Annotated in this window: 23 protein-coding genes; 8 read left to right on the top strand and 15 right to left on the bottom strand. The window is 72.1% G+C overall.

All coding sequences use genetic code 11. The features are described from left to right. Positions 1 to 34: 34 nt before the first annotated feature. The 6 genes from DSM104329_RS02190 to DSM104329_RS02165 all read right to left on the bottom strand — a co-directional run bounded on the left by DSM104329_RS02190 (position 35) and on the right by DSM104329_RS02165 (position 7,316). Complete coding sequence (locus tag DSM104329_RS02190) at positions 35 to 1,060, bottom strand: 6-phosphofructokinase (protein ID WP_259313756.1); 1,026 nt, start codon at positions 1,058 to 1,060, stop codon at positions 35 to 37. Between the two features lie 33 nt (positions 1,061 to 1,093). Then, positions 1,094 to 2,080 (bottom strand): ABC transporter permease, encoded by a 987-nt coding sequence (locus DSM104329_RS02185; RefSeq protein WP_259313755.1) that lies wholly within the window; start codon positions 2,078 to 2,080, stop codon positions 1,094 to 1,096. A 51-nt stretch (positions 2,081 to 2,131) separates the two neighbouring features. Continuing rightward, the gene (locus DSM104329_RS02180; RefSeq protein ID WP_259313754.1) at positions 2,132 to 3,718 is read right to left on the bottom strand and encodes a sugar ABC transporter ATP-binding protein; all 1,587 of its coding nucleotides are present in this window, start codon (positions 3,716 to 3,718) and stop codon (positions 2,132 to 2,134) included. Positions 3,719 to 3,722: 4 nt separating this feature from the next. Further along, positions 3,723 to 5,042 carry a sugar ABC transporter substrate-binding protein gene (locus DSM104329_RS02175; RefSeq protein WP_259313753.1) on the bottom strand — a complete coding sequence of 440 codons (1,320 nt, stop codon included), beginning with the start codon at positions 5,040 to 5,042 and terminating at the stop codon, positions 3,723 to 3,725. Positions 5,043 to 5,081: 39 nt separating this feature from the next. Further along, a complete protein-coding gene (locus tag DSM104329_RS02170; protein ID WP_259313752.1) occupies positions 5,082 to 5,513 on the bottom strand; it encodes a nuclear transport factor 2 family protein in 432 nt (143 codons plus the stop codon). Positions 5,514 to 5,597: 84 nt separating this feature from the next. Further along, on the bottom strand, positions 5,598 to 7,316 hold the full coding sequence (locus DSM104329_RS02165) for a CocE/NonD family hydrolase (RefSeq protein WP_259313751.1): 1,719 nt from the start codon (positions 7,314 to 7,316) through the stop codon (positions 5,598 to 5,600). Positions 7,317 to 7,594: 278 nt separating this feature from the next. Between DSM104329_RS02165 and DSM104329_RS02160 the strand changes: the two genes are divergently transcribed. From DSM104329_RS02160 to DSM104329_RS02145, 4 genes are read left to right on the top strand one after another with little or no spacing between them, the layout of a single operon-like run. Further along, positions 7,595 to 8,593, top strand: coding sequence for a LacI family DNA-binding transcriptional regulator (locus DSM104329_RS02160; protein ID WP_259313750.1), 999 nt, complete (start codon positions 7,595 to 7,597; stop codon positions 8,591 to 8,593). Next, entirely contained in the window at positions 8,590 to 10,005 is a 1,416-nt protein-coding gene (locus tag DSM104329_RS02155; protein ID WP_259313749.1) for an L-fucose/L-arabinose isomerase family protein, read from the top strand. The genes DSM104329_RS02160 and DSM104329_RS02155 overlap by 4 nt, the downstream gene beginning before the upstream one ends. Before the next feature lie 6 nt (positions 10,006 to 10,011). Further along, positions 10,012 to 11,520, top strand: a complete 1,509-nt coding sequence (locus DSM104329_RS02150; protein WP_259313748.1) for an FGGY-family carbohydrate kinase — start codon at positions 10,012 to 10,014, stop codon at positions 11,518 to 11,520. Positions 11,521 to 11,552: 32 nt separating this feature from the next. Next, positions 11,553 to 11,747 (top strand): Sec-independent protein translocase subunit TatA/TatB, encoded by a 195-nt coding sequence (locus DSM104329_RS02145; RefSeq protein WP_259313747.1) that lies wholly within the window; start codon positions 11,553 to 11,555, stop codon positions 11,745 to 11,747. A 4-nt stretch (positions 11,748 to 11,751) separates the two neighbouring features. Here DSM104329_RS02145 and DSM104329_RS02140 read toward each other — a convergent pair whose 3' ends face one another. Genes DSM104329_RS02140 through DSM104329_RS02130 form a run of 3 tightly spaced genes read right to left on the bottom strand, consistent with a single transcriptional unit; the run spans position 11,752 to position 14,094 of the window. Further along, positions 11,752 to 12,417 (bottom strand): haloacid dehalogenase-like hydrolase, encoded by a 666-nt coding sequence (locus DSM104329_RS02140; protein ID WP_259316173.1) that lies wholly within the window; start codon positions 12,415 to 12,417, stop codon positions 11,752 to 11,754. Positions 12,418 to 12,455: 38 nt separating this feature from the next. Beyond that, a complete protein-coding gene (locus tag DSM104329_RS02135; RefSeq protein ID WP_259313746.1) occupies positions 12,456 to 13,517 on the bottom strand; it encodes a M42 family metallopeptidase in 1,062 nt (353 codons plus the stop codon). A gap of 52 nt (positions 13,518 to 13,569) precedes the next feature. Beyond that, positions 13,570 to 14,094: a hypothetical protein gene (locus DSM104329_RS02130; RefSeq protein ID WP_259313745.1), complete on the bottom strand. Its 525-nt coding sequence runs from the start codon at positions 14,092 to 14,094 to the stop codon at positions 13,570 to 13,572. A gap of 241 nt (positions 14,095 to 14,335) precedes the next feature. Here DSM104329_RS02130 and DSM104329_RS02125 point away from each other — a divergent pair, with 241 nt between their 5' ends. Next, complete coding sequence (locus DSM104329_RS02125; RefSeq protein WP_259313744.1) at positions 14,336 to 14,713, top strand: response regulator transcription factor; 378 nt, start codon at positions 14,336 to 14,338, stop codon at positions 14,711 to 14,713. Positions 14,714 to 14,737: 24 nt separating this feature from the next. Here DSM104329_RS02125 and acnA read toward each other — a convergent pair whose 3' ends face one another. The 5 genes from acnA to DSM104329_RS02100 form a co-directional block, all read right to left on the bottom strand. Then, positions 14,738 to 17,536: an aconitate hydratase gene (gene acnA, locus DSM104329_RS02120; protein WP_259313743.1), complete on the bottom strand. Its 2,799-nt coding sequence runs from the start codon at positions 17,534 to 17,536 to the stop codon at positions 14,738 to 14,740. Between the two features lie 127 nt (positions 17,537 to 17,663). Further along, positions 17,664 to 18,152 (bottom strand): hypothetical protein, encoded by a 489-nt coding sequence (locus tag DSM104329_RS02115; RefSeq protein WP_259313742.1) that lies wholly within the window; start codon positions 18,150 to 18,152, stop codon positions 17,664 to 17,666. Continuing rightward, complete coding sequence (locus tag DSM104329_RS02110) at positions 18,149 to 19,813, bottom strand: right-handed parallel beta-helix repeat-containing protein (RefSeq protein WP_259313741.1); 1,665 nt, start codon at positions 19,811 to 19,813, stop codon at positions 18,149 to 18,151. Before DSM104329_RS02110 ends, DSM104329_RS02115 begins: the two co-directional genes overlap by 4 nt. A 45-nt stretch (positions 19,814 to 19,858) precedes the next feature. Continuing rightward, positions 19,859 to 20,263: an ATP-binding protein gene (locus DSM104329_RS02105; RefSeq protein ID WP_259313740.1), complete on the bottom strand. Its 405-nt coding sequence runs from the start codon at positions 20,261 to 20,263 to the stop codon at positions 19,859 to 19,861. A gap of 110 nt (positions 20,264 to 20,373) precedes the next feature. Beyond that, positions 20,374 to 21,621 (bottom strand): acyl-CoA dehydrogenase family protein, encoded by a 1,248-nt coding sequence (locus DSM104329_RS02100; protein ID WP_259313739.1) that lies wholly within the window; start codon positions 21,619 to 21,621, stop codon positions 20,374 to 20,376. Positions 21,622 to 21,731: 110 nt separating this feature from the next. Between DSM104329_RS02100 and DSM104329_RS02095 the strand changes: the two genes are divergently transcribed. The 3 genes from DSM104329_RS02095 (at position 21,732) to DSM104329_RS02085 (ending at position 23,597) form a co-directional block, all read left to right on the top strand. Then, entirely contained in the window at positions 21,732 to 22,373 is a 642-nt protein-coding gene (locus DSM104329_RS02095; RefSeq protein WP_259313738.1) for a TetR/AcrR family transcriptional regulator, read from the top strand. 70 nt (positions 22,374 to 22,443) lie between these two features. Next, positions 22,444 to 23,016 carry a TetR/AcrR family transcriptional regulator gene (locus DSM104329_RS02090; protein WP_259313737.1) on the top strand — a complete coding sequence of 191 codons (573 nt, stop codon included), beginning with the start codon at positions 22,444 to 22,446 and terminating at the stop codon, positions 23,014 to 23,016. Beyond that, positions 23,016 to 23,597 carry a nucleotidyltransferase family protein gene (locus tag DSM104329_RS02085; RefSeq protein ID WP_259313736.1) on the top strand — a complete coding sequence of 194 codons (582 nt, stop codon included), beginning with the start codon at positions 23,016 to 23,018 and terminating at the stop codon, positions 23,595 to 23,597. Before DSM104329_RS02090 ends, DSM104329_RS02085 begins: the two co-directional genes overlap by 1 nt. On the opposite strand, the gene DSM104329_RS02080 is transcribed toward DSM104329_RS02085, so the two are convergent. Beyond that, on the bottom strand, positions 23,587 to 25,143 hold the full coding sequence (locus DSM104329_RS02080) for a carboxyl transferase domain-containing protein (protein WP_407655891.1): 1,557 nt from the start codon (positions 25,141 to 25,143) through the stop codon (positions 23,587 to 23,589). The two genes, DSM104329_RS02085 and DSM104329_RS02080, sit on opposite strands and share 11 nt — an antisense overlap. Positions 25,144 to 25,145: the final 2 nt, after the last annotated feature.

Genomic DNA, 25,145 nt, shown 5'->3' with positions numbered 1-25,145 from the left:
TTGGTCGAGGGCGGTTCGAGCCGCCCCGCCGCGCCTACTCGAGCAGCGCGTCCGCGATCCGCAGATCCTCGTCGCTCAGCACCCGCAGCTGCGCGACGGCGTCGGCGAGCGCCACCATCTCGATCCGCGTCGACCGCAGCGACGCCATCGTCCCCCAGCGGCCGTCGTGCGCCGCCTCCATCGCCGCCAGGCCCAGCCGCGTGGCGAGCACGCGGTCGAACGCCGTCGGCGTCCCGCCGCGCTGGATGTGTCCGAGCACGGTCGCCCGGGTCTCGTATCCGGTGCGCTGCCCGATCTCCTGCTCGAGGCGCGGGCCGATCCCGCCCAGGCGCGCGTGACCGAACTCGTCGGTCTGGGCGCCCACCGCCTCGATGTCGCCGCCGGACGGCAGGGCGCCCTCCGAGACGACGACGATCGCGAAGTGGCGGCCGCGGGCGAAGCGCCGCTCGAGCCGCGCGCAGACCTCGTCGATGTCGAACGGGCGCTCGGGCACGAGGATCACGTCGGCGCCGCCGGCGAGGCCGGAGTGCATCGCGATCCAGCCCGCGTGCCGGCCCATCACCTCGAGGATCATGATCCGGTTGTGCGACTCGGCCGTGGTGTGCAGGCGGTCGATCGCCTCGGTCGCCACTTGCACCGCGGTGTCGAAGCCGAACGTCATGTCGGTGCCGCCGAGGTCGTTGTCGATCGTCTTCGGCACGCCCACGACGTTCACGCCGGCGTCGAACAGCTTGGCCGCCGCGCCGAGCGTGTCCTCGCCGCCGATCGCGATCAGCCCGTCGAGCGAATGCGCTTCGAGCGCCCGGCGCACGAGGTCGACGCCGTCGTCGCGCTTGAACGGGTTCGTCCGCGACGAGCCCAGGATGGTGCCGCCCTGGGGCAGGATGCCGCGGACGGCCTCGAGCGTCAGCGCCTCGACGTCGTTCTCGATCGGCCCGCGCCAGCCGTCGCGGAAGCCGATCACGCCATCGCCGTAGCCGTGGGCCCGCCGCACGACCGCACGGATGACCGCGTTGAGGCCTGGGCAGTCGCCCCCTCCGGTGAGCATCCCGACGCGCACGCGTCAGGTTGTACCTGTTCGGCGCTCAGGGCGTCACTTGATCACCGTCGCGCGCGAGCGATCCATCGACAGCGCGACGGCGGCGATGATCACGAGGCCCTTGACGATGCTCTGCGGGTCCTGGCCGATGCCGATGATGTCCATGCCGTTGCTGAGGATCGCGATGACGAGCACGCCCAGGACCGTCCGCTGCGGCCCGCCGACACCGCCCGACAGTGCCGTGCCGCCCATGACGACGGCCGCGATCGAGTCCAGCAGCAGATCCGATCCGACGTCCGCCGTCCCCGCGCCGACCTGGCCGGTGATGAACACGCCCGCGATCCCGCACAGCACTCCGCCGAGCACGAAGGCGAAGATCTTGTAGCGCGCCACCGGCACGCCGGATACCGCGGCGACGGGCTCGCCGCCGCCGATCGCGTACAGGTACCGGCCCAGCTTCGTCCGGGAGGCGACGATCGTCAGCAGGATGACGATGGCCACCGTCAGCACGATGACCGTCGGGATCCCGATCACCTCGCCGTTCATGAAGTTCGGCAGCGCCTGGTCGAGGAACGTCACCGGGGCGCCCTTGGTGATCGTGTTGGCGATGCCGGTGAGCACCGACAGCATGCCGAGCGTCACGAGGAAGCTCGGGATCTTCAGGGTCAGCAGGATGCCGGCGTTGATGAGGCCGATGGCCGCGCCGACGGCCAGTGCGGCCACGATCGCGACGAGCAGGCCCGATCCGTCGATGAGCTCGGCGCAGACGATGCCGGACACCGTCACGTTGCCCGCCACCGACAGATCGATCGAGCCGATGAGGATGACGAGGGTCCCGGCCAGCGCGACGAGCATGAGCACCGCCGCGCCGCGCCCGATCGTCCACCAGTTGTCGACCGTCATGAAGCGATCGCTCTGCGTCGAGAACCAGATGATCAACCCGACGATCGCCAGTAGCGGATAGGTCGTGGCGCGCGCGCGGATCAGGATGTCCCGGACGCGTTCCTGACTGCGGGGACGGGTCTGGATCGTTGTGGCCACCGTCTTCCTACCTTGCAGTTCGTGGAGTGGTACGGCGCCCGCCAGGAGCGCTCACAGCATGTGGCGGACGACGTCGGTCTCGTCCGGCTTGCGGTCCGCCGGCGCGGGGATCTCTGCGGTGAGCCGCCCGTCGCGCATGACGACGATGCGGTGCGACAGCCCGATCACCTCGGGCAGGTTGTCGGAGACCATGAGGATCGCGACGCCCTCGTCGCAGAGGTCGCGCAGGAGCCCGTAGATCTCCTCCTTCGCGCCGACGTCGAGGCCGCGCCCGGGGTCGTCGAGCACGAAGAGCCGCACCCCGCGCGCCAGCCACTTCGCGAACACGACCTTCTGCTGTTTGCCGCCCGACATCGTCGCCGTCAGCGCCGACGGGTCCGGCGGCCTGACGTCGAGGCGGTCCATCCACGTGGCCGTCAGCGCCTGGACGGCCCGCGCGCTGATGAGCATCCGGGAGGCCCCGCGCAGCCGGTCGAGGAGGGGCAGGGTCAGGTTCGCCGCCGCGGTCTGCTCGCCGATGATGCCCTCGCGTCGGCGCTCCGCCGGGACGTACCCGACCCCGCGGCGGATCGCCGCGCTCAGCGACGACGGCGCCAGTCGCCGCCCTTCGAGCACGACCTCGCCGGCGTCGTAGCCCTCGACGCCGACGATCGCCCGGGCCATCTCCGACTTGCCGCACCCGGCCAGCCCGGCGACGCCGAGGATCTCCCCGCGTCCGACGGTGAGCGACACGTCCGCGAACGCGCCGGGGCGCGACAGGCCGCGCACCTCGAGGACCGCCTCGCGCTCGCCCTCGTCGGCCTGACGCGCCTCCTTGTAGTACTCGACGTCGCGCTTGCGCCCGACGATCAGCTCGTGCAGCCGGTCCTCGTCCACGGCGGCGGCCGGCACATCCGCGATCAGCTCGCCGTCCTTGAGCGCCGCGATCCGGTCGCTGACCGCCAGGACGTGCGCGAGCCGGTGCGAGACGAAGACGAACGAGGCGCGGTCCCGCCACGAGCGGACGTTGCCCAGCAGCATCTCGACCTCGGGCTCGGTGAGCGCGCTCGTCGGCTCGTCGAGGAGGATCACCGGCTCGGTGTCGAACGCAGCGGTCAGCGCGAACGCCTTGGCGATCTCGACGAGTTGGCGCTCGCTGAACGACAGCGATCCGGTGTGCGCCGTCGGATCGATGTCGATGCCGAGCTCGTCGAGCGTCTCGCGCGCGGCCGCGACGAGCGAGCGCCGGTGCAGCACGCCGACGGTCGAGAAGTGCGCCTCTCGACCGAGGAACAGGTTCTCGAACACCCGCAGGGTCGGGACGAGACCCTGCTCCTGGTAGACGGTCGCCACGCCGAGCGCGGCGGACTCCGCCGGGCTGCCGAGCCGCAGCTCGCGCCCGAGGACCCGAACGCTGCCCGAGTCCGGGCGCACGCTGCCGTTGAGGATCGACAACAGCGTCGACTTGCCGGCGCCGTTCTCGCCGACCAGTCCCAGCACCTCCCCGCGAGCGACCCGCAGGTCGACCTCCGCAAGCGCGCGGACGCCCGGGTAGCGCTTCGACAGGCCCAGCGCCTCGAGGGCGAGCGCCGGAGGCGCGGCCGTGGCCGGCCCCGCGTCCGCGGGACCGGCCGAGGCGTTGTGCTGGCTCGGCGTCACGGCGCTACTGCTGGCCCTTCAGCGGACCCGTCTTGTAGTGCTCCTGGTAGACCTGCTGCGCCTTCTTGATCTCCTCGGCGGACCCGTCCCACGCCGGGTTGAGCGGACGGTCCTTCGGAAACGGCGCCCACACGAGGTTCGGGTCGAACGGCTGGACGTCGAACTGCGGGTCCCAGTCGTCGGGGTGCATCGTCCGGCTCATCAGCGACCAGTCGAACGGCTCCGGCGCGTCGTAGATGCTCTTCTGCAGCTCGGCGACGTTGTCCTGGGTGATGAGGATGCCGCCGGAGCCGAGCAGCCGCTCCGGCGTGGACGGCTTCCAGCCGTTCAGCGCGTCGAAGACGTTGACGACCGCGTAGCCGGCGATCCAGTAGCCGAGCGAGTTGAAGGTGCCGATGAAGTTCGGCCCCTGCTTGAGCTTGGGCAGGATCTCCGGGATCGCGTCCATCCCGACGACCTTCATCTTCGTGTTGTTGCGCTCCTGCAGCACGCTGAGGACGCCCAGGGCGATGGAGTCGTTCTGGGCGAAGACCCCCTTCGCGTCGGGATACGCCGAGATCATGTTGAGCATGAGCTTGCGCCCGCCGTCCAGCGTCCACTCCGTCGCCTGATTGCCGACGAGCTTGATCCCCGGGAACTCCTTCGCGGCGCGCTTGACGCCGAGCGTGCGGAACGTGTCCGTCGGCCCGGGCTGCCCCTGGATGTGGATGACCTCCCCCTCGCCGCCGACCTGGTCGAACAGGTACTTGGCGGTCTGGTAGGCCGCGTCCTCGGACCGCGGCGTCAGGAACGTCACGTAGTAGTCGCCGACGTCCTGCGGGGTGAACCAGGCCGGGTTCTCGAAGCAGGGGTTGTAGTAGATCTCCGATCGCTGGCAGATCCGGGCGATCGTCGGGACCTGCGCCTGGTCGCCGGCGATCCCGACGAGCATCGCCGCCCCCTCACCCTTCAGGCCCTGGGCCTGCGAGAGCTCCTTGGACGCCTGGAAGTTGGGGTTGTACGTCTTGGTGTCCAGGCCGAGCTTGGCGGCCGAGCTGTCGTACCCCTTGCCCCAGCTCGCGTAGAACGAGTTGGCCAGCGTCGGGACCTGGTCGACCACCAGGCCGGTCTTGCTGGCGACCGCGGGGGCGGTTCCCGTCGACCCGGCCGCCGCGGTCGAGGCCGATGTCGCCGACGACGTCGACGACGAGTCGCCGCAGGCGGGCAGGGCAACGGCCGCGCCCGCCGCGGCGGCCAGCGACAGGAACACCCGCCGGGAGTACGGGTGCTGCAGGCGCTCCGCGGCGCGCTGCAGCGTCTCTTCGTCGGACAGCAACCGACTCATGTGCACTCTCCTCCTGAGATGAGCATCGGAGCCCGGGGGTCAGGCTCCGGGCTTGTTGGGGTCCGCGTCCTCCAGGCCCGGCCACAGCGGGTACTCCGAGCCGATGTTGTGGAAGCTGCGGTCGAACTTGATCTGGCCGTCCTCGACGATCAGCACCGCGGCCATGTAGAGCTCCCAGTCGTCGCCCGCGTCCGGGTTGAGCAGCGCGACCTCGACGATCACCGTGTCACCGTCGACGTGGACGTGGTCCAGGCGGAACTTGCGCCGGGGAGCGGCCTGCAGCACGTCGCGCTCGACCTTGAGGAAGTGGTCGTGGCCGGTGTAGGTGCCGGCGCCCATCGTCTTGACCACGAGGTCGGGCGCGTAGACCTCCTGGACCATCCGGTCGGGGTCGGTGTTGTAGTACTCGACCCACTTCTTGACGACCTCGAGGTTCGCCTGCTCCTGCTCGCTGTACTCACGACCTGCCATGTGGTTCTCCTTGGTTGGGGTGTGCCTTGATCTTTCGGCTGGGGTCCTGCACGGGTGGCGTTCGGTGTGGTGGGTCTCCTCTCGTCAGGCTCCGCCCGCCGCCGCGGACGGCCACACCGGCAGGCTGAGGAACGACGGGTGCTCCGCGTCGTGATGCACGTGCTGGAGGGCGGGCACCATCTCCGCGGGACTGGCCTGCAGCCGCGGGACCGTGGTGTTCGGGTGGCGCGCGAAGCGGGGGAAGTTCGAGCTCGAGACCTCGAGCCGGATGCGGTGGCCGGCCAGGAAGCGGATGGCGGTGGCGCCCAGGTCGACCTCGAGCGCCTGGCCCGGGTCGGGCGCGACGACCGCCCGGATGCCGTCGCAGACCAACAGCGCGCGACCGTCCGGATGGACATCCACGAGCTTGGCGGAAAAATCGGTTTCCTGCGAGGACGACGAGGCCGCCAGCGTGACCCGCACCGCCCCCACCACGTCGAGGTCGCCGGCCAGCGGCTCGCTCGTGTAGACCAGCACGTCGCGGCGATCCTCGACGTGGCGCTGGTCGCGCGGCCCCGCCTGCGCGGCGACGAAGATGCCGGGCAGGAAGGTGGCTCCGCCCGCGGTGGGGACCGGGTCGGCGGGGTCGTACGTGAACGAATCGACGGGCTCGTCGAGATCACACGCGTCACGTGAGAGCACGCCGTCGCCGTGGCGCGAGTTGGCTGCGCCGCGGCCGTGCAGGAACCAGCGCTCGACGCGCGTGCCCTCGGGCGGCCAGGCTCCGGCGTCCACCCAGCGGTCGGCGCCCATGAGGAAGAACCGGACGACGGGCCCGGCATCGGCGGGGCCGACGCCGCGCAGATGCCGGTCGAACCAGGACAGATGCAGCGCGGTCCAGTCGGTCGCGGCCTGCGACGCCGTGGGGCCGAAGTACCTGTCACCGATCGTGTCGCCCAGGCACGCGTGCGACCACGGACCGATGACGAGCCGCTGGTTGTCGCGGGCGCGGGCGTCGCCGGCCTCCCGGCGCAGCCTTGCGAAGTTCTCGAGCGTCCCGGACAGGAACGGGTCGAACCAACCGCCGATGTGCAGCGCCGGGGTGGCGATGGCCCCGTAGCGCTCGTTGGGGGCGATGGCCCGCCAGAACTCGTCGCGATCGGCATGGCTCAGCCACTCCGCGACGAACGGGACGACCGGTGCGAGGTCGTCCAGCCGGTCGACCGGCAGCGCTGCGAAGGTCGACCAGGGATCCGCGAGCCGGCGGTCGAGCGCCTCCCGCAGCGAGGCCTGCGTCCCGTTCGGCAGACGCTCGATCTCGGCTCCGGCGAGGGAGAAGAGCGTCCAGAAGAGGACGAAGCCGAGCTCGAGGACGCCGCCGCGGTACGTCCAGCCCTCGAAGTACTCCGAGCCGGTCAGCGCCGGGGCGATCGCGCGCAGGGCCGGCGGGCGCTCGGTGGCGGCCAGCAGCTGGGTGGCGCCGAAGTACGACTGGCCGTACATCCCGACCGCCCCGGAGGAGAACGGCAGCGCGGCACACCACGCCACCGTGTCGGCCCCGTCGCGCGCCTCGTTGGAGAACGGCTCGAAGCGCCCCTCGGACCCGAAGCGACCCCGGCAGTCCTGGATGACGACCGCGTACCCGGCGTCGACCGCGCGCAGCGGGTCCAGCCCCGCCTGGGCGACCGCGACCGACGGGTCCGTCCGGTCGTACGGCAGGCGCTGGAGCAGCACGGGGCAGTCCTCGCCGCCGGCGGGCCGCCACACGTCGGCGCTCAGGACGGTCCCGTCGCGCATGGGGACCGCGACATCGCGATGCACCACCGCGGTGCGTCCGCCCTCTCCTGACGCCGAGGCCGACCCGTCGCTGAGAAATCGGTCTCTCATCTCTTTCTCTTGTAACCGATTGCTCGAGCCCGTGTCAAGCCTCGCATGGTCTGCCGTCGAACGCCGCTGTTCTCCCGATAAACACGGGATATCTGTCGTCTTGTCTTGACGGATGGCGCCCGTGTCGGGTAAGAAACAACGCGATGGCGAAACGATTTCCTGATTCCTCTGCCGACAAGCCGGCGGAGCGCTCCGCCAACGTGGGGATCGCCGACGTGGCGCGTCTTGCGGGTGTCTCGCCGGCCACCGTCTCCCGCGTCCTCAACGGCGTGCCGAACGTGCGCGAGGAGTACCGCGAGCGAGTGATGGCGGCGGTCGCGGAGGTGGACTACCGCCCGAACCGCCTCGCGCAGAACCTGCGCCGCCAGAAGGCCGAGGTGATCGGCGTCGTGGTCTCGGACATCGAGAACCCGCACTTCAGCGAGGCGGTCCGCGCCATCGAGGACGCGTCGTTCCGCGCCGGATATCGCGTGATGCTGTGCAACACCGACGAGACGGCGGAGAAGCAGCGCGCGTACCTCCAGATGCTGGCCGACGAGCGCGTGCTCGGCGCGATCGTCTCCCCGGCCGACCGGGAAGGCGCGGGGATCGGCGAGCTGCTCGATCTCGGCATCCCCATCGTGTGCTTCGACCGGACGATCGACGACCCCCGCGTCGACGCCGTCACCGGCGACAACGTGGAGGGCGTGCGCCGAGCCACCGAGCATCTGCTCTGGCTCGGCCACGAGCGGATCGCCTACCTGGGCGGCCGGCGGGACGTCGAGACCGGCGCCGAGCGGCTCGAGGGCTACCTGCGGACGATGCGCGACGCCGGGCACGTCCCGTTCGCGATGGACGGCGGGTTCCGGGCGGACACGGCCTCCGAGGTGACGGTGAAGCTCCTGCGTCAGCCCAAGCGCGCCTCCGCGCTGCTGGTCGCCAACAACCTCATGACGCTCGGCGCGCTGCGCGCCGTGCGGGCGGCCGGGCTGCGCGTCCCCGAGGACATCGCGCTGGTGGGCGTGGACGATCCGCCCTGGGCCAGCCTCGTCGACCCGCCGCTGACGACCGTCGCCCAGCCGGTGCGCGAGATGGCGCAGACGGCGATGAGCCTGTTGCTCGAGCGCATCCGCGGCACGCGCACCGAGGTGCGGCGAGTCGTCATGCCCCTCGAGCTGCGCGTGCGCGACTCGTGTGGCATGAGCCTGAAATCCGACGAAGGGACCGCAGAGTGACCACGATCGGTCTGCTGACCGTGTCCGACGGCCGGCCATCCGTGCAGGCCGACATCGGCGACTTCGTCGCCGACAGCGAACAGCGCCTCGCGGGGGCGCTGACCGACCGCGGGTTCAGCGTCGTGCGCGCCAGCGAGATCGTGGGCAGCAACGACGTGGCGGTCCGCGAGGCGAGGCGGATCGCCGCTGCACGCCCGGATCTCACGCTGATCAACATCCCGGTCTGGGCGTTCCCGCACTTCACGATGCTCGCCGCGAGCGAGACCGCCAGCCCGCTCGCCCTCTTCTCCAACCTGGACCCGAAGTATCCGGGCATGGTCGGGATGCTCGCCGCGGGCGGGGCGCTGGATCAGATCGGCCGCGTCCATGCCCGGGCGTGGGGCGACTCCGGCGAGCCCGAGGCGATCGACGGCCTGGCCACGATCGCGCGCGCCGGGGCCGCGTCGGCCGGTCTGCGCGGCTCGACGTTCGGGCGCATCGGCGGGCGGCCGATGGGGATGTACACGGCCGTCTCGAACCCGGACCAGTGGATGCGCGAGTTCGGCGTCGACGTCGAGGAGATCGATCAGTTCGAGCTCGTCCGCCGGGCCGAGACGATCGACCCGGCGCTGGCGCGCCACGGCCGTGAATGGCTGGAGCGGCTGGCCGCCGGCGTGCACTACGACGGCCGGCTGCTGACTCCGGAGCTCCTGGAGCGTCAGGTCCGGGTCTACGAGGCGATGCGCGAGCTCATCGCCGAGCGCAACCTCGACTTCTGCGGCATCAAGGCCCAGCCGGAGCTGACCGACCACTACTGCACGACGGACATCGCCGAGGCGTTCCTCAACGACCCGTACGACTGGCACGGCCCCAAGACGCCCGTCGTCTGCTCGACCGAGGCCGACATGGACGCCGCGCTGACGATGCAGTTGCTGCGGAACCTGTCCGGGACGCCCGTGCTGTTCGCCGACGTGCGCCACTACCACGCCGATCGCGGCATCTGGGACCTGTGCAACTCCGGCCAGCACGCGACGTGGTTCGCGGCACGATCAGCCGAGCCGGCGCAGAACCTGGCGCACGTGCACCTATACCCCGAGGACTTCTACTTCCCGGCCGGCGGAGCGTCGGTCCACTACCTCGCCGCCGAGGGCGACATGACGTTCGCGCGACTGACCCGGCTCGACGGGGACTACCGCATGCAGGTGATGCGCGGCGCGTTCGAGCGCTACGACGACGACACCAACGAGCGCCTGATGCGGCAGTCGACGTACGTGTGGCCCCACGCGTTCGCCCGCATGGAGGCGGGCCCCGAGGAGATCCTGACCCGGTTCGGCTCCAACCACATCCACGCCGTCCCCGGCGACCACGTCGCCTCGTTGCGCCACGTCTGCCAGTTCCTCGGCATCGCCTTCGACGGCTTCGGCGGAGCCTGACGCGCCATGCCGGGTGCGGGCGAGACGCTCGTCGGGGTCGACATCGGCACGTCGAGCACGAAGGGCGTCGCCGTCTCGCCCGGCGGACGCGTCCTGGCCCGTGCGTCCCGGCCCCACGGGCTGTCCCTGCCGCGCGCGGGATACGCCGAGCAGGACGCCGAGACGGATTGGTGGCAGGGCTGCCGGGACGTCGTGCGCGAGCTCGTCGAGGCGGTCGGCGCCGGTGCGGTGCGCGGCGTGTGCGTCTCGGGCACAGGTCCGTGCCTGCTGCCGTGCGACGCTCGCGGCCGTCCCCTGCGCCCGGGCATCCTGTACGGCATCGACACCCGCGCGAGCGCCGAGATCTCCGAGCTCGAGGCGGCGCTCGGAGGCGACGAGATCGTTGCGCGCTCCGGGTCCGCGCTCTCGTCGCAGGCACTCGGACCGAAGCTGCTCTGGTTGCGCCGCCGCGAGCCGGATGTCTGGTCGCGCATGGCGAGCTGGCACATGCCGAGCTCGTTCGCCGCCATGCGCCTGTGCGGCGAGATCGCTCTCGATCATCACTCGGCGAGCCAATGCGATCCGTTCTACGACCTCGCGGCGGGCGGCTGGGCGGAGGACTGGGTGGGCGATGCGCTCCCGGGCTGCCCGCTGCCCCAGCTCGTGTGGCCGGGCGAGCAGATCGGCGCCGTCACTGCTGACGCGGGCGTCGAGACCGGTCTTCGGCCGGGCACGCCCGTGTTCGCCGGCACGATCGACGCCTGGTCGGAGGCGCTCAGCGTCGGGGTGCGCCGCCCCGGCGACCTGATGCTCATGTACGGCTCGACGCTGTTCGTCGTCCAGGTCGCCGACGGCGCGGTGTCGGCGGCACCGCCGCTGTGGTGCACCCAGGGCGTCGAGCCGGGCCGGCCGTCGTACGCCGGCGGGATGGCGACCGCCGGAACGCTGCTGGCCTGGTGGCGCGAGACGCTCGGCGCGCCCGAGTGGGACGCGGTCCTCGCCGAGACCGCGGCCTCCCCGCCAGGCGCCCGAGGCCTCCTCGCCCTGCCCTACTTCGCCGGCGAGCGCACGCCGATCGACGACCCGCGCGCCCGAGGCGTCATCGCCGGGCTGTCGCTTCAGCACACCCGCGGCGACGTGATGCGCGCGGCCCACGAGGCGATCGCCTTCGGCGTACGGGGGATGCTCGAGACGCTCGGCCGCGCCGCCGGCCCCGCGCGGCGCATCGTCGCCGTCGGCGGTGGACTTCAGGGCGGCCTGCTCGCCCAGATCGTCAGCGACGTCGCCGGCGTCGAGCAACTCGTCCCCGAGGAGACGATCGGCGCCAGCTACGGCGACGCGCTGCTCGCCGCCATCGGCGCTGGCCTCGTCGAGCGCGAAGCCGCATGGGCGCGCGTCATCGGCGTCGTCGCGCCCGACCCGGACGTTGGGACCGTCTACGACGAGCTGGCGCCGCTTCACGCGGATCTGTACCGAGCCACGACAGCCGTCGTCCACCCGCTCGCCGACCGCCAGACGGCAGACGGCGGGACCTGAGGAGAGGAGCACCCATGCCGAACATCGGACCGATGGAGATCGCCGTCGTCCTGATCATCGCCCTGTTGATCCTGGGGCCGAAGCGGCTGCCGTCCGCCGGGCGATCGCTGGGAGAGGGCATCCGCGGCTTCAAGGAGACGCTGAGCGGAGCGAAGGCGGATCTCTCCGAACCCGAGCCGCCTCCAGCCGCGGGCCTCGCGACACCCGCCGAGCGCGAGACCGCCTGACCGGTCAGACCAGCAGCGCGGCGATGAGCCCGCGCAGCGCGTGCGCGTCCGCGGCGACGGCGTCGGCCTCGCCGAGCTCATTGACGCGGTAGGGCCCGGTCGCCACGGCCAGCGCGCGCACGCCGTCCGCGCGGGCGCAGGCGATGTCGCGCGGGGTGTCGCCGATGACGACCGTCCGCTCGCGCGGGTGCGGGGCGTCCGCCGTGCCCGCCCGGGCGCGCGCGACGGCGGGCAGCCGGGTGCGGTCCTCGGAGTCCGAGCCGAAGCCGCCCTGGCCGCCCGGGAAGAACCGCCCGATCCCGGCGGCGGCGAGCTTGAGCCGGGCGATCGGCTGCAGGTTGCCGGTGACGAGCGAGAGCAGGACGTCGTCGCGCGGCGCCAGCTCCTCGAGCAGGTCGGCCATGCCGGGCAGGACGGTCGACGACAGGTCGGCGGGCACGCGCCGCGCGTACGCCTCGCTCGCCGCCACGCGCAGGTCCGCGAGGCCGTCGTCGATGCGCCGGGCCGACACGCCGAGCTGCAGCAGGATCGCCCGGGTGATCTCCACGTCGGTGCGCCCCGCGGCCTCGACCTTCGTCCCCGTCGACTCGACCCCGTAGACCTCGCCGATCGCCTCGCGCAGCGCGGCGGCGTGCTCGGCCGCGGCACGCCGCAGCAGGGTGCCGTCGATGTCGAAGAGGAGCAGCAGCGGGGGCGGGGGCGGCGGGCTCAGCGCAGCAGGTCCGTGTCGGTGGTCAGGCGGTGGGTGAACGCGGCGATCAGCGCGATCGCCGCCTCGACGTCGTCGAGGGAGACGAGCTCCACGGGTGAGTGCATGTAGCGCAGCGGGATGGAGACGAGGCCGCACGCGATGCCGGCGCGCGAGCGGTGGATGGCATCGGCGTCGGTGGACGTGCCCCGCCCGACGTGCGACTCGACCGTGAACGGCAGGCCCTCGGCCTGCGCCGTCTCGTGCAGCAGCTCGAAGACCCGCGGGTGCAGGACCGGGCCGCGGCCGATGACGGCGCCGCTGCCGAGCTCGTGCTTGCCCATCTCGCGGACGGGGATGCCCGGCGCATCGGTCGCGTGGGTGACGTCGACGACGATCGCGATCTGCGGCGCCAGGCTGTAGGCGGTCGTCGTGGCGCCCCCGAACGTCGTCTCCTCCTGGGTGACCGCCACGGCGGCGACGTCGCCCGGCGCCCCGCCGCGGTCGGCCACGCGGCGCGTTGCCTCCAGCGCGACGTAGCAGCCCAGGCGGTTGTCCATCGAGCGCGACACGACCCGCCCGTTAGGCAGCTCGACCGGCTCGCCGGAGATCACCGCGACGTCGCCGATGCGCACCAGCGACCGCGCCTCGTCGCCGTCCTTGGCGCCGATGTCGATGTGCAGGTCGGTGAGCTTCGGCGCCTTCTCGCGCTCGTCGTTCTTGAGGAGGTGGATGGGCTTCTTGCCCACGACGCCGGGGATCTCGCCCGCCTGCGTCTGCACCGCCAGCCGCTGTCCGACCAGGATGATCGGGTCCCAGCCGCCGACGTTCGTGAACCAGAGCATGCCCTCGTCGTCGATGTGGGTGACCACGAGCCCGATCTCGTCGATGTGCCCGACGACCGCGACGAGCGGTCCGCCCCCGTCGCCGGGGACGACCGCGACGCTCGAGCCGGCGACGTCCGCCCGGACGTCCTCGCTGAAGTCGCGCGCCGCCGCCCGCCAGACCTCGGCGGCCGGGCGCTCGTAGCCGGACGGCCCCGGCGTGGTCAACAGGTCGCGCAGCAGCGGGGAAAGGGGCATGGCGCCGAAGGGTACGGCGCCATGCCCCGATGCGACCCGTGGCGGTCCGGCGTCAGTCGCCCGCGATGGGCGCCGGGCGGGCCGGCGCGGCGTTCGCACCGGCGACGCGCCGGTCGTTGAGCAGCCAGTCCAGCGCGGGCAGCAGGAACAGCAGGCCGCCGAGGACCAGCAGGACGATGCCGGCGATGATCGCGACGGTGCCCACCGTGGCCCAGCCCCAGGCGTTGAGCAGCAGTCCGCGCAGGGTCTCGCCGCGGAACAGCGTCTGGGTCTGCTGGGCGAGCTTCTGGTTCGTCGGGTCGGCGAGGGACGCGCCGCTGACCTCGGCGTAGGTCTTGCCGCCCGCGATCTCCGTGAGGTGCAGGCCGATGAAGTCGTTGGCGTAGGCCTTGGCCTCGGCACCCGTGTCGACCTGCTGGCCGGCGTACTGCGAGAGGTTGTCGGGCAGGCCCGACTTGGCGTCGGCGGGGAAGAAGATCTTCTGCGGCGCGAGCTGGTCGTGGACGACGTCGTGGGCGTAGGTGCCTCCGACGAGCGCGAGCACGCCGGTGGCGAGGAGCCCGGCGGCGATCCCCATCGAGACAGGGCGAAGACGGGTGATGCGGTGGATGAAGGAGCGCATTCGAACAGCTTGAGGCCGCGCCGCCCCGCCGGCCTCCGCAGTTGCCCGCGCGATCGGCCGCGGGCCGTCCGCAATCCTCGTCCGTGCCTTTCCGACGGCGCAACCGCCACGCGGCGGCACCGGATCGCATATGGTCGGCATCTGGGGGGAGAGCCGTACTGCGGCCACCTACTGTCCCCTGGGAGAATCCAGCACCATGATCCGCGTCCTCGTCGTCGATGACCACCCGGTCGTTCGGGCGGGGCTCGAGGCCGTCCTGCGGGCCGAGCCGGGGATCGTGCCGATCGGCTCGGCGGTGGGCCCGAAGGACGCGCTGGCCCTCGTCCGGCGCGGGCAGCCCGACGTCGTCCTGCTCGACGCGCGGCTGGGCCCGCACGACGGCCTGGACGTCTGCCGGGAGCTGCTCACCGAGCCGAGCCCGCCCGCGGTGCTCGTCATCTCGGCGAACGTCGACCCCGAGCTCGACGCCGCGGCGCGCGCCGCGGGGGCGCGCGGGGCGGTCGACAAGTCGACCGACCTGCACGTCCTGTTCGACGCGATCCGGCTGGCCTCCCGGCCCGCGCAGGCCGCCTGAGGCGGCCCGCGGGGGCGGGCGCCGTCAGGCGTTGAGCTGGCGCAGCACGAACGGCAGGATGCCGCCGTTGCGGAAGTAGAGCGCCTCCTTGGGCGTGTCGATCCGCACGCGGGCCCGGAACTCGGTGCCGCCGGCGCGCACCGTCACGTCGCGCGGCGGCGCCTCGCCCGCGTTCAGCGGCTCGGCGACGCCGAGGATCTCGAACTCCTCCTCGCCGGTGAGGCCGAGCGACTCGGCGTTCTCGCCGTCGGCGAACTGCAGCGGCAGCACGCCCATGCCGACGAGGTTCGAGCGGTGGATGCGCTCGAAGGACTCGGCGATCACCGCGCGCACGCCGAGCAGGGTCGTGCCCTTCGCCGCCCAGTCGCGCGACGAGCCCGAGCCGTACTCCTTGCCGCCGAGCACGACGAGCGGCACGCCTTCCTGCGCGTACTTCATCGCCGCGTCGTAGATCGACATCGCCGCGCCGTCCGGCAGGTGGCGGGTCACCCCACCTTCCGTCCCCGGCGCCAGCTGGTTGCGCAGGCGGATGTTCGCGAACGTGCCGCGCATCATCACCTCGTGGTTGCCGCGCCGTGAGCCGTAGGAGTTGAAGTCCTTCGGCTTGACGGCGTGCTCCTGGAGGTACGCGCCCGCGGGACCGTCGCGCTTGATCGACCCGGCCGGCGAGATGTGGTCGGTGGTGACGCTGTCGCCGAGCTTGGCGAGGACGCGCGCCCCACGGATGTCGTCGAGCGGCGCCGGGTCCGGCGTCAGCCCCTCGAAGAACGTCGGCCGGCGCACGTACGTCGAGTCCGGATCCCAGGCGAAGCGGTCGCCGGTCGGCACCTCGAGCGAGCGCCAGCGCTCGTCGCCCTCGAACACCTCGCCGTAGCTCTTGCGGAACATGTCGGCCTGCACGGCGTCCTGCACCGTCTCGGCCACCTCGTGCTCGCTCGGCCAGATGTCGCGCAGGAAGACGTCGTCGCCGTTGCGGTCCTGTCCGATGGGGTCGTTGACGAGGTCGATGTCCATCGTTCCCGCCAGCGCGTAGGCGACCACGAGCGGCGGCGACGCGAGGTAGTTCATCTTCACGTCGGGGTTGATGCGCCCCTCGAAGTTGCGGTTGCCCGACAGCACGGAGACGACCGCCAGGTCGCCCTCGTCGACCGCCGCCGAGATCTCCTCGGGCAGCGGCCCGGAGTTGCCGATGCACGTCGTACAGCCGTAGCCGACGAGGTTGAAGCCGAGCTCGTCGAGGTACTCGTTGAGCCCAGAGCGCTCGTAGTACTCCGTGACGACCTTCGACCCGGGCGCGAGCGACGTCTTGACCCACGGCTTGCGCTGCAGGCCCTTCTCGACCGCCTTCTTGGCGAGCAGGCCGGCGCCGATCATCACCGACGGGTTCGACGTGTTCGTGCACGAGGTGATGGCGGCGATGACGACGCGGCCGTGTTCGAGGTCGGTCTCGACGCCGTCGGCCAGGCGGACCGGCACCTTCTGCCCGGCCAGCGTCGTCGGCACCCCGGACCCGCCGGCCGGCGAGCCCGCCGGCGCCGCGCTGTCGCCGTGGTCGCCGCCGCCGTTCGTCGCCGGCGGGTCCGACGACGGAAACGACTCCGCCGACGCCTCGTCGACCATCGTCATGACCTCGGGTGCATGCTCGAGGAGCGCCTCGCGGAAGCGCTCCTGCGCCTCGGTCAGCGCGACGCGGTCCTGCGGGCGCTTGGGCCCCGCGATCGACGGCACGACCTCGCCGAGATCGAGCTCCACCATGTCGGTGTAGGACGGCTCCTCGGTGCTCTCGTCATGCCACAGGCCCTGCGCGCGGGAGTACGCCTCGACCAGCTCGAGCTGCTGCTTCGGGCGGCCGGTGAACTCGAGGTAGCGCAGCGTCTCGGCGTCGATCGGGAAGATCGCGCACGTCGAGCCGAACTCCGGCGACATGTTGCCGATCGTCGCGCGGTCGGCGATCGGCAGCGCGCTCACGCCGGGCCCGAAGAACTCGACGAAACGCCCGACGACGCCCTTGGCGCGCAGCATCTGCGTGACGGTGAGGACGAGGTCGGTGGCCGTGGCGCCCTCGGGCAGCGCGCCCGACAGCTTGAAGCCGATGACCTGCGGCAGCAGCATCGACATCGGCTGGCCGAGCATCGCGGCCTCCGCCTCGATGCCGCCGACGCCCCAGCCGAGGACGCCGAGGCCGTTGACCATCGTCGTGTGCGAGTCGGTGCCGACCAGCGTGTCCGGATAGGCGACGCCGTCCTTCTCGAAGACGACACGGGCGAGGTACTCGATGTTGACCTGGTGCACGATGCCGGTGTCCGGCGGCACGGCGGCGAAGTTCTCGAACGCCTGCTGGCCCCAGCGCAGGAACGCGTAGCGCTCCTGGTTGCGCTCGAACTCGCGCTCGGCGTTGATGCGGAACGAGTCGGCCAGGCCGAACGAGTCGACCTGCACCGAGTGGTCGATGACGAGCTCGACCGGCACGAGCGGGTTGATCTTCGCCGGGTCGCCGCCGAGGTCGGCCATCGCGTCGCGCATCGCGGCGAGGTCGACGACGCACGGCACGCCGGTGAAGTCCTGCAGCAGCACGCGCGCTGGCGAGAACGCGATCTCCTGCGACGGCTCGGCGCCGGCGTCCCACCGGGCGATCTTCTCGACGTCCTCCTTCGTCACCGAGCCGTTGCCCTCGGTGCGCAGAAGGTTCTCGAGCAGGATCTTCAGCGAGAACGGCAGGCGGGCGACGTCGTACTGCGACTGGAGGGCGTCGAGGCGGAAGTACTCAAGGTCTCGGTCGCTCACGCGAAGGGTGTCGCGGGCGCCGAAGGAGTTGTCGGACACGGTGTGGTCGACTCCTGGTCGGAGGTTCTCCCAGCATTGTCCCACGCGGGCCCGGCGATCGAGGCCCGCCGGGCGCCCCGCACTCCGGTTCCGGGGCCCGCGGCCGATCTCGCGGCGGGGGAACCGATCATCCCGCCGACTCCTCCGGGATCGCGAGCGAGCCGCCGGGGTAGGCGATCCGCGCGGCCGGCGCCGAGCCGTGCTCGTCGCGCCAGGAGACCGTCACGGGCAGTTCGTCGCCCGGCTGGAAGCGGCCGACGTCGCCGATGCGCATCAATTCGCGCTCCGGCAGCCGCGCCTCGGGCAGCCGGGTCGGGTCGAACAGCCCGTGGCCGAAGGTCTGCGTGAACACGGCCGAGGCCGGCAGGTCGCGCCCGTGCACGTCGACGACGCGGATGTCCCTGCGCGCGACGACGCGCATCGGGCGCATCGACGTGTCGCGCAGCCGGCCGCTGACGATGTGGTCGGTCGGCAGCGTCGGGTGGGTGAAGGAGACGACCGGGCCCGACCACCGCAGCGGCCCCGCGTCGCCGCCGCCGGACGCGACGCTCACCACCAGCAGCCCCGTGCCGACCGCGAGCGCGGCCGGCAGCGCGGCGAGGATCCCGCGCCTCACGACGGCTCCTTCGGGGTCGTGAACCAGTCGCAGCCCGGCGGGTCGTCGAGCAGGTCGTCCTGCGGATCCCACTGCGAGCACGTCGCCTGGCTGGCGGTCTTCGCCGGGTTGCCCGGCAGGAGGACCTGCGCGCCGGGGCAGCCGGGCAGACCCAGCAGCACGTTGCTCGACGGCGCCGCCCCGCCGGGGCCGGCGTTGCCCATCCAGCAGTTGCCGCGGCCCTCCTCGTCCCACCAGAAGTCGTTGCCGTTGGGGTCGCGCGTGCCGTCGGGGCGCACGCCCATGTGGTTGTCGCGGTACAGGTTGTCGAACGAGGTGTCGACCTCCTTGCTCGGGTCGCTCTCCCCGCGGAAGTTCGCCGGCACCCAGAGCAGCTTCGCCCCGTCGCGCCAGTTGTCGTAGATCCAGTTGTCGCGGACGATGTTGCCGTTGCCGCCGAAGATGCCGATGCCGGTGCCGACCGGCGCCTGGAACGTCGGGCAGACCACCGTCGGGTCACGCTCCTGCACCGGGCGGTTCGCAGTCCTGCAGTACGCGTCGCGCTGGTCGTCGAAGACGTTGTTGTTGTTCGAGTAGATCTCGTTGCGCTCGAACTTCGCGCAGTCCTGCGGCATGCCCGGGTGCCCGAACGCGAACGAGTCGGTCGTCAGGCCGGTCGCGTTGTGGTGGAACTTCGAGTCGTGGACCCAGATGCCGTTGCCGGCGGTGCCGGAGTAGCCGAGCGTGTTGTCGTGCGAGTCGATGTGGCGCAGCTCGATTCCGTAGCGCGCGCAGTGACCCTCGGGACCGGAGCCCGGGTACACGCCGGAGTCGCCGGCGCCGTAGGACTCGATGTTGTCGTACAGGCCGTGGTCGGAGGTGAACGACAGCACGCCGTACTCGCGCGAGTAGCGCGACTCGACGTCCTCGATGCGGAAGCCGTTGGTCTCGAGCACGTAGATGTTGTTGAAGTCCGACAGCTCGACGGTGAAGTGGCTCAGGTAGATGCCGTCGGCGCGATCGGCGCGGATGACGTTCAGCGCGCGCCGCGAGCCGGAGATGACGACGTCGGCGCGCGTGCGCCCCATGCCCTCGATCTGCAGGTTGCACTTGTCGTCGCAGACGCGGTCGGGGTCGGCCGGGTCGTCGCCGGCGATCGCGATGAGGTTCTGGTGGTTCGGGCAGCTGCGGTGGTGCTCGTAGGTCGGCACCCACACCGGATCGCTGCGGACGTTGCCGGCCAGGCCGGAGGCGACCGGGTCGTAGATGTCCTGGTACATGTCCCGGCAGGGAGACGCGTCCTTGGCGCGGTCGTACTGGTTGGCGTCATAGTCGAAGGAGCCGTCGACCTGGGCGAGGCTGGGCTCCTCGTGGTAGACGCCCGGCATGATGAGGATGCGGTCGCCGCTGCTCGCCGCGTTCACCGCCGCCTGGATGTCGTGGTAGCTGCAGCGGGCGAGCTGGCGCAGCCGTTTGGCCTCGAGGCCGCCGTCGAACTCGTCGCGGATCCGCTGGGCGGAGTCGGGCTTGCAGACGACCTTCGACGGGCCGGTCGTGCGGTACTCGGGGACGGCGCCCGTGGAGCCGTCGGGGAAGAAGACCTGGCGCTCGGGGTGGGCCCCGGCGGCGGCCGGGAGCAGCAGGAGGGCCGCGACGGCGGCGGCCGGCCAGAGCGTGCGCATGCCAACCGGAACGCACGCCGGCGGGCCAACTTGCGGCGGGTGCTGTCAGCGCCCGCCGCGCCGGCGGTCGAAGCGCCGACGGCGGCGGTCGACCTCGAACCAGACGCGTGTGCCGTCGTCGTCGTGGTCGACGCCCCAGCGGGAGGCGAGCTTGTCGACGAGGCGCAGGCCGAAGCCGTTGGCGTGATGGCGCACGTCGGGATCGAAGCCGGGACCCTGATCGATGACCGCCACGCGGGCGAACCCGTCGTCCAGGACGGCCTCGAGCCGGATCTCCTTCGGCACGCGGCAGTGCCGCACGCTGTTGGTCACGATCTCGCTGGTGAGCAGGTTGACGGTGTGGTCGAGGTCCGGATCCAGGCCCCCTTGGACCAGTGCTCGCCGAGCCCGTCGCGCCGACTCCGGCACAGGAGGGAGGGCGACGGTCAGCGACCGAGGCCGGGCGGCCATGGCGGGCATATCCTGTTGGCTTCCCTCAGCGACGGATTCCATTCGTCCACTGGCACGGTCCGAATGATGACGCGCCGCCCGGCGGGGCGCCGCCCCGGCCGCGCACCCGGTTATCGAATCTGACGACCGGAGATCGCGCGGGCGATCACCAGACGCTGGATCTCCGACGTGCCCTCGAAGATCGTGTAGATCTTCGCGTCGCGGTGCCAGCGCTCCACGGGGAACTCCCGCGTGTAGCCGTTGCCGCCGAGGATCTGGATCGCGCGCTCGGTCGCCCACACCGCGACCTCACCGGCCTTGAGCTTGCTCATCGAGCCCTCGGCGTTCTCGAACGTCTTGCCCGAGCGGGCCATCCACGATGCGCGCCACACCAGCAGACGCGCGGCGTCGAGCTCGAGCTTCATGTCGGCGAGCGTGAACGCGATCGCCTGGTTGTCGACGATCGGGCGGCCGAACTGCACCCGCTCGCCCGCGTACTCGAGCGCGTACTCGTAGGCCGCGCGTGCGATGCCGAGCGCCTGCGCGCCCACCATCGGCCGCGTCGCCTCGAACGTGGCCATCGCTGCCTGCGACTTCGCGCGGCCGCCCTCGCGGACGCGCGCGAGCCGCTCGTCGAGGCGCTCCTTTCCGCCGAGGACGTTCTCGGCCGGGATGCGGCAGTCGTCGAGGTGGACGTCGGCGGTGTGCGAGGCGCGCAGGCCGTGCTTGCGGACCTTCGCGCCCTGCTCGATGCCCTTCGTCTCCTCCTTGGAGATGACGAACGCGGCGTGGCCGCGCGCGCCGAGCTCGCGGTCGACCGAGGCGACGACGACGTGCACGTCGGCGATGCCGCCGTTCGTCGCCCACGCCTTCTGGCCGTTGAGGACCCACTCGTTCGCCGCCTCGTCGAAGCGAGCCGTCGTGCGGATGGCCGAGACGTCGGAACCGGCGTCGGGCTCGGACGCGCAGAACGAGCCCACCTTCGGATCGTCGGGCGTCCCGAAGCAGCGCGGGATCCACTCGCCGATCTGCTCGCCGGTGCCCTGGCCGAAGATGGCGGCGACCGGCAGGGACGTCCCCATGATCGCCAGGCCGATCCCGGCGTCGCCCCAGAACAGCTCCTCGTTGGCGATCGGCATCGTCAGGCCGGTCTCGTCGGCGTGAAACTGCGCGAGCGCCTCGAAGCTGTACAGGCCGATCTTCGCGGCCTCCCTGATGATGTCCCAGGGGGTCTCCTCGCGCTCGTCCCACTCAGCGGCGGCGGGACGGACGACGGACTCGGCGAAGCCGTGCACCCAGGACCGGATGTCGCGCTGGTCCTCGCTCAGATCGAGCGAGAACGGGGTGGTCGCGTTCGGGGAGTCCGTCGTGGCGGCCATCGGGGTCGGTCCTCCTGCTGGGGTCGGTCGAACGGCGAGCGCGGCTTGCCGAAACCAAGAGTGTAAACGATGGTTACACCTGCCCCGCGAGCGGTTACACTCGCCTCGGGATGGCCACCCCCCTGCGGCGCCGGCGCGAGCGCGACATCGTCGACGCGACGCGTGCGCTGTTCGACGAGCGGGGCATGCAGGACGTCGCGGTCGAGGACATCGCGCGGCTGGCCGGCATCAACAAGGCGCTGATCTACCGCCACTTCGCGTCCAAGGAGGAGCTGTTCGTCCTCACCGCGACGCGGTACCTCGAGGAGCTCTCGGCCTCGCTGCACGCGATCGACCCGGCGGCCGCGCCGCGCGAGCGCCTCGTCGCCTGCGCGGAGCACTTCACGGACTACTGCCTCGGGCATCCCGCGTTCCTGGACTGCTGCATCTCGCTCATGCGCCGCCCGTCGACCGAGCTGGTCGAGGTCGTCTCCGAGGGCGTGCTGCTGCGCCTGGGCCTCGGCATGGCCGACTGCATGGGCCTGCTGGCCGACGTCCTGCGCGACGGCGCCTCCCGGGGCGCCTTCACCGTCGACGACCCGGATCTCACCGCGAACCTCATGTGGACCCGCGCCCTCGGCAGCCTGCACCTCGCGCGCCTCGGCGTCGGCGTCAGCCGCGTCGATGGCGGCCTGCCGCGCTTCTTCTCCGTCAGCGGAGCCCAGGTCCGCGCCGCCTGCGTGGCCGACGCGCTCGCCACGGTGGGCGCGTGAACGGTGGACACGCTCTCGCATTGCGGTTTCGCTGAACGCAGACGGCCGGTTGACGTGGCAAGCTAGCGGCGTGGCGGCGTCCCCCACCCACCACCGCGCGGACTTCGCACGCAACGAGCGGCGCATCCTCGACGCGGCGGCCCGCGTCCTGTCGGAGCGGCCGAGCGCGGGGATGGCGGGGATCGCGACCGAGGCGGGCGTCGGCCGGGCCACGCTGTACCGGCACTTCGCCACGCGCGAGGAGCTCATCGACGCGCTCGAGGACGAGCTGCTCGACGCGGCCGGGATGATCATCGCCGAGCAGTCGGCCCGGGACGACGTCGGCCCGGGCGAGGCCCTCGGCCAGATCGTCGAGGAGCTCGTCGAGGTGCGCGCGCGCTACCGGCTGCTGTTCGACTGGCCCGAGCGCGAGGAGGCCCACCGGCTCGACGGCAAGCGCCGGTTCGAGGCGCCGCTGCTGGCGATCATCGAGCGCGGCCAGCGCGAAGGCGAGCTCGACTCCGACGTGCCGGCGCGCTGGGTGCTCATCGCGATCGCCGGCATCACGCGCCGCGCGCTGAAGGGCTACACCGAGGGGGAGATCGGCCTCGAGGACGCCAAGCAGCTCGCCCGCCGTGGGCTGCTGCGCGGCTTCGGCGCCTGATGGACGTCTGCGGCGCGGTGCTGGCCGCCGGCGCCGGCCGGCGGTTCGGCGCGGTCAAGCAGCTCGCCCCCCTCGGCGGCCGTCCGCTGGTGCAGTGGGCGGTCGACGCGGCGTGCGCGGCGCAGGCGCTCGACGAGGTCGTCGTCGTCGTGGGCGCGCACGGCGACGAGGTGCGCGGCGCGATCCGGCCGGGCCGCGCCCGGGTCGTCTCGTGCGCCGGCTGGGAGGAGGGCCTGGCCGCATCGCTGCGCTGCGCCGCCGGCGCCGCGGGCGACGCCGCGTGGCTCGTCGTCACGCTGGGCGACGAGCCGCGGATGACGGCGGCGGCGATCGACGCCGTCGTGGCGGCCGCGCGGTCCGCTCCGGCCGACGTGGCCGCGGTGCGCGGCCGGTGGGGCGAGCGTCCCGGTCACCCCGTGGCGCTTCGCCGCGAGCTGCTGCACGCGGTCGGCGAGCTGCGCGGCGACGCGGGCGCCCGCGAGCTGCTCGCCCGACATGTGGTGCTCGAGGTCGAGTGCGGGCCGGCGGAGGCGTCGGTCGACGTCGACACTCCCGAGGACCTACGCGGCCTCACATCCTGAAGACGGGCACCGTGCGCGGCCCGATCGGGGCGTTCGCGCAGGCGCCGAGGGCCAGCCCGAGGACCCGTCGCGTGTCGAGCGGGTCGATCACGCCGTCGTCCCAGAGGCGGGCGGTCGAGTAGTACGGATTGCCCTGGTGCTCGTACTGCTCGCGCAACTGCGCGCCGGCCTCGGCCTGGCCCACCGTCTCCATCACCGTCGCCGCCTGCTCGCCGCCCATCACCGAGATGCGCGCGTTCGGCCACATCCACAGGAAGCGCGGGTCGTACGCGCGGCCGCACATCCCGTAGTTGCCCGCCCCGAACGACCCGCCGACGATCACCGTCAGCTTCGGCACCCGGGCCGTCGCGACCGCCGACACCATCTTCGCGCCGTCCTTGGCGATGCCGCCGGCCTCGTAGTCGCGGCCGACCATGAACCCGGAGATGTTCTGCAGGAACAGCAGCGGCACGCCGCGCTGGTCGCACAGCTCGATGAAGTGCGCCGCCTTCAGCGCGCTCTCCGAGAACAGGATGCCGTGGTTGGCGATGACGCCGACCGGGTGGCCGTGGATGTGCGCGAACCCGCACACGACCGTCGTGCCGTACGTCTGCTTGAACTCGTGCAGGAGGCTGCCGTCGACGGTGCGGGCGATCACCTCGCGCGGGTCGTAGGGCGTCCGGCTGTCGGGCGGGACCGCGCCGTAGAGCGTGCCGGGGTCGACGGCGGGCTCCGTCACGGGCCGTCGCTCCCATGGCGCGGGCCGCTTGGGCCCGAGCGTCGCGACGATCGAGCGCACGATGCGCAGCGCGTGGTCGTCGTCGTCGGCGAGGTGGTCGACGACGCCCGAGGTTCGCGCGTGCAGGTCGCCGCCGCCGAGCTCCTCCGCCGTCACCACCTCGCCGGTCGCCGCCTTCACGAGCGGGGGGCCGCCGAGGAAGATCGTGCCCTGCTCGCGCACGATCACCGTCTCGTCGCTCATCGCCGGGACGTACGCGCCGCCCGCCGTGCAGGAGCCGAGGACCGCGGCGATCTGCGGGATCCCGCGAGCGGACATGGTCGCCTGGTTGAAGAAGATGCGGCCGAAGTGCTCGCGGTCGGGGAAGACGTCGTCCTGGAGGGGCAGGAACGCGCCGCCCGAGTCGACGAGGTAGACGCACGGCAGCTCGTTGGCCAGCGCGACGGCCTGGGCGCGCAGGTGCTTCTTGACCGTCATCGGGTAGTACGTGCCGCCCTTGACGGTCGCGTCGTTGGCGACGACGACGACCTCGCGGCCCGACACCCGGCCGACGCCGGTGATGATCCCCGCACCCGGCGCGTCGCCGTCGTAGAGGTCCTCCGCGGCGAGCGGGCTGAGCTCGAGGAACGGCGCCCCCGGATCGCACAGGCGCTCGACGCGGTCTCGGGGCAGGAGCTTGCCGCGCGCGGCGTGGCGCTCGCGCGAGCGCTCGCCGCCGCCGAGCGCGGCGCGGGCCAGCCGCTCGTGCAGCTCGCCGAGAAGGCGGCGGTGCTCAGCCTCGTTCGCCTCGAACTCGGGCGTGCCGGGGTGGGCGTGGGTGGTCAGCAGCG

This window comes from Capillimicrobium parvum (assembly GCF_021172045.1).
Taxonomy (GTDB): Bacteria; Actinomycetota; Thermoleophilia; order Solirubrobacterales; family Solirubrobacteraceae; genus Capillimicrobium; species Capillimicrobium parvum.
This window is presented reverse-complemented; position numbering and strand designations above follow the sequence as displayed.

What these genes read in the sequence shown, in the direction of transcription:
- DSM104329_RS02125 (WP_259313744.1), top strand. Translation starts at nt 14,336, where the DNA reads ATGATCCGCGTCCTCGTCGTCGATGACCACCCGGTCGTTCGGGCGGGG.
- DSM104329_RS02105 (WP_259313740.1), bottom strand. Translation starts at nt 20,263, where the DNA reads ATGGCCGCCCGGCCTCGGTCGCTGACCGTCGCCCTCCCTCCTGTGCCG.
- DSM104329_RS02170 (WP_259313752.1), bottom strand. Translation starts at nt 5,513, where the DNA reads ATGGCAGGTCGTGAGTACAGCGAGCAGGAGCAGGCGAACCTCGAGGTC.
- DSM104329_RS02150 (WP_259313748.1), top strand. Translation starts at nt 10,012, where the DNA reads ATGCCGGGTGCGGGCGAGACGCTCGTCGGGGTCGACATCGGCACGTCG.
- DSM104329_RS02175 (WP_259313753.1), bottom strand. Translation starts at nt 5,042, where the DNA reads ATGAGTCGGTTGCTGTCCGACGAAGAGACGCTGCAGCGCGCCGCGGAG.
- DSM104329_RS02110 (WP_259313741.1), bottom strand. Translation starts at nt 19,813, where the DNA reads ATGCGCACGCTCTGGCCGGCCGCCGCCGTCGCGGCCCTCCTGCTGCTC.
- DSM104329_RS02085 (WP_259313736.1), top strand. Translation starts at nt 23,016, where the DNA reads ATGGACGTCTGCGGCGCGGTGCTGGCCGCCGGCGCCGGCCGGCGGTTC.
- DSM104329_RS02135 (WP_259313746.1), bottom strand. Translation starts at nt 13,517, where the DNA reads ATGCCCCTTTCCCCGCTGCTGCGCGACCTGTTGACCACGCCGGGGCCG.
- DSM104329_RS02095 (WP_259313738.1), top strand. Translation starts at nt 21,732, where the DNA reads ATGGCCACCCCCCTGCGGCGCCGGCGCGAGCGCGACATCGTCGACGCG.
- DSM104329_RS02100 (WP_259313739.1), bottom strand. Translation starts at nt 21,621, where the DNA reads ATGGCCGCCACGACGGACTCCCCGAACGCGACCACCCCGTTCTCGCTC.
- DSM104329_RS02130 (WP_259313745.1), bottom strand. Translation starts at nt 14,094, where the DNA reads ATGGGGATCGCCGCCGGGCTCCTCGCCACCGGCGTGCTCGCGCTCGTC.
- DSM104329_RS02145 (WP_259313747.1), top strand. Translation starts at nt 11,553, where the DNA reads ATGGAGATCGCCGTCGTCCTGATCATCGCCCTGTTGATCCTGGGGCCG.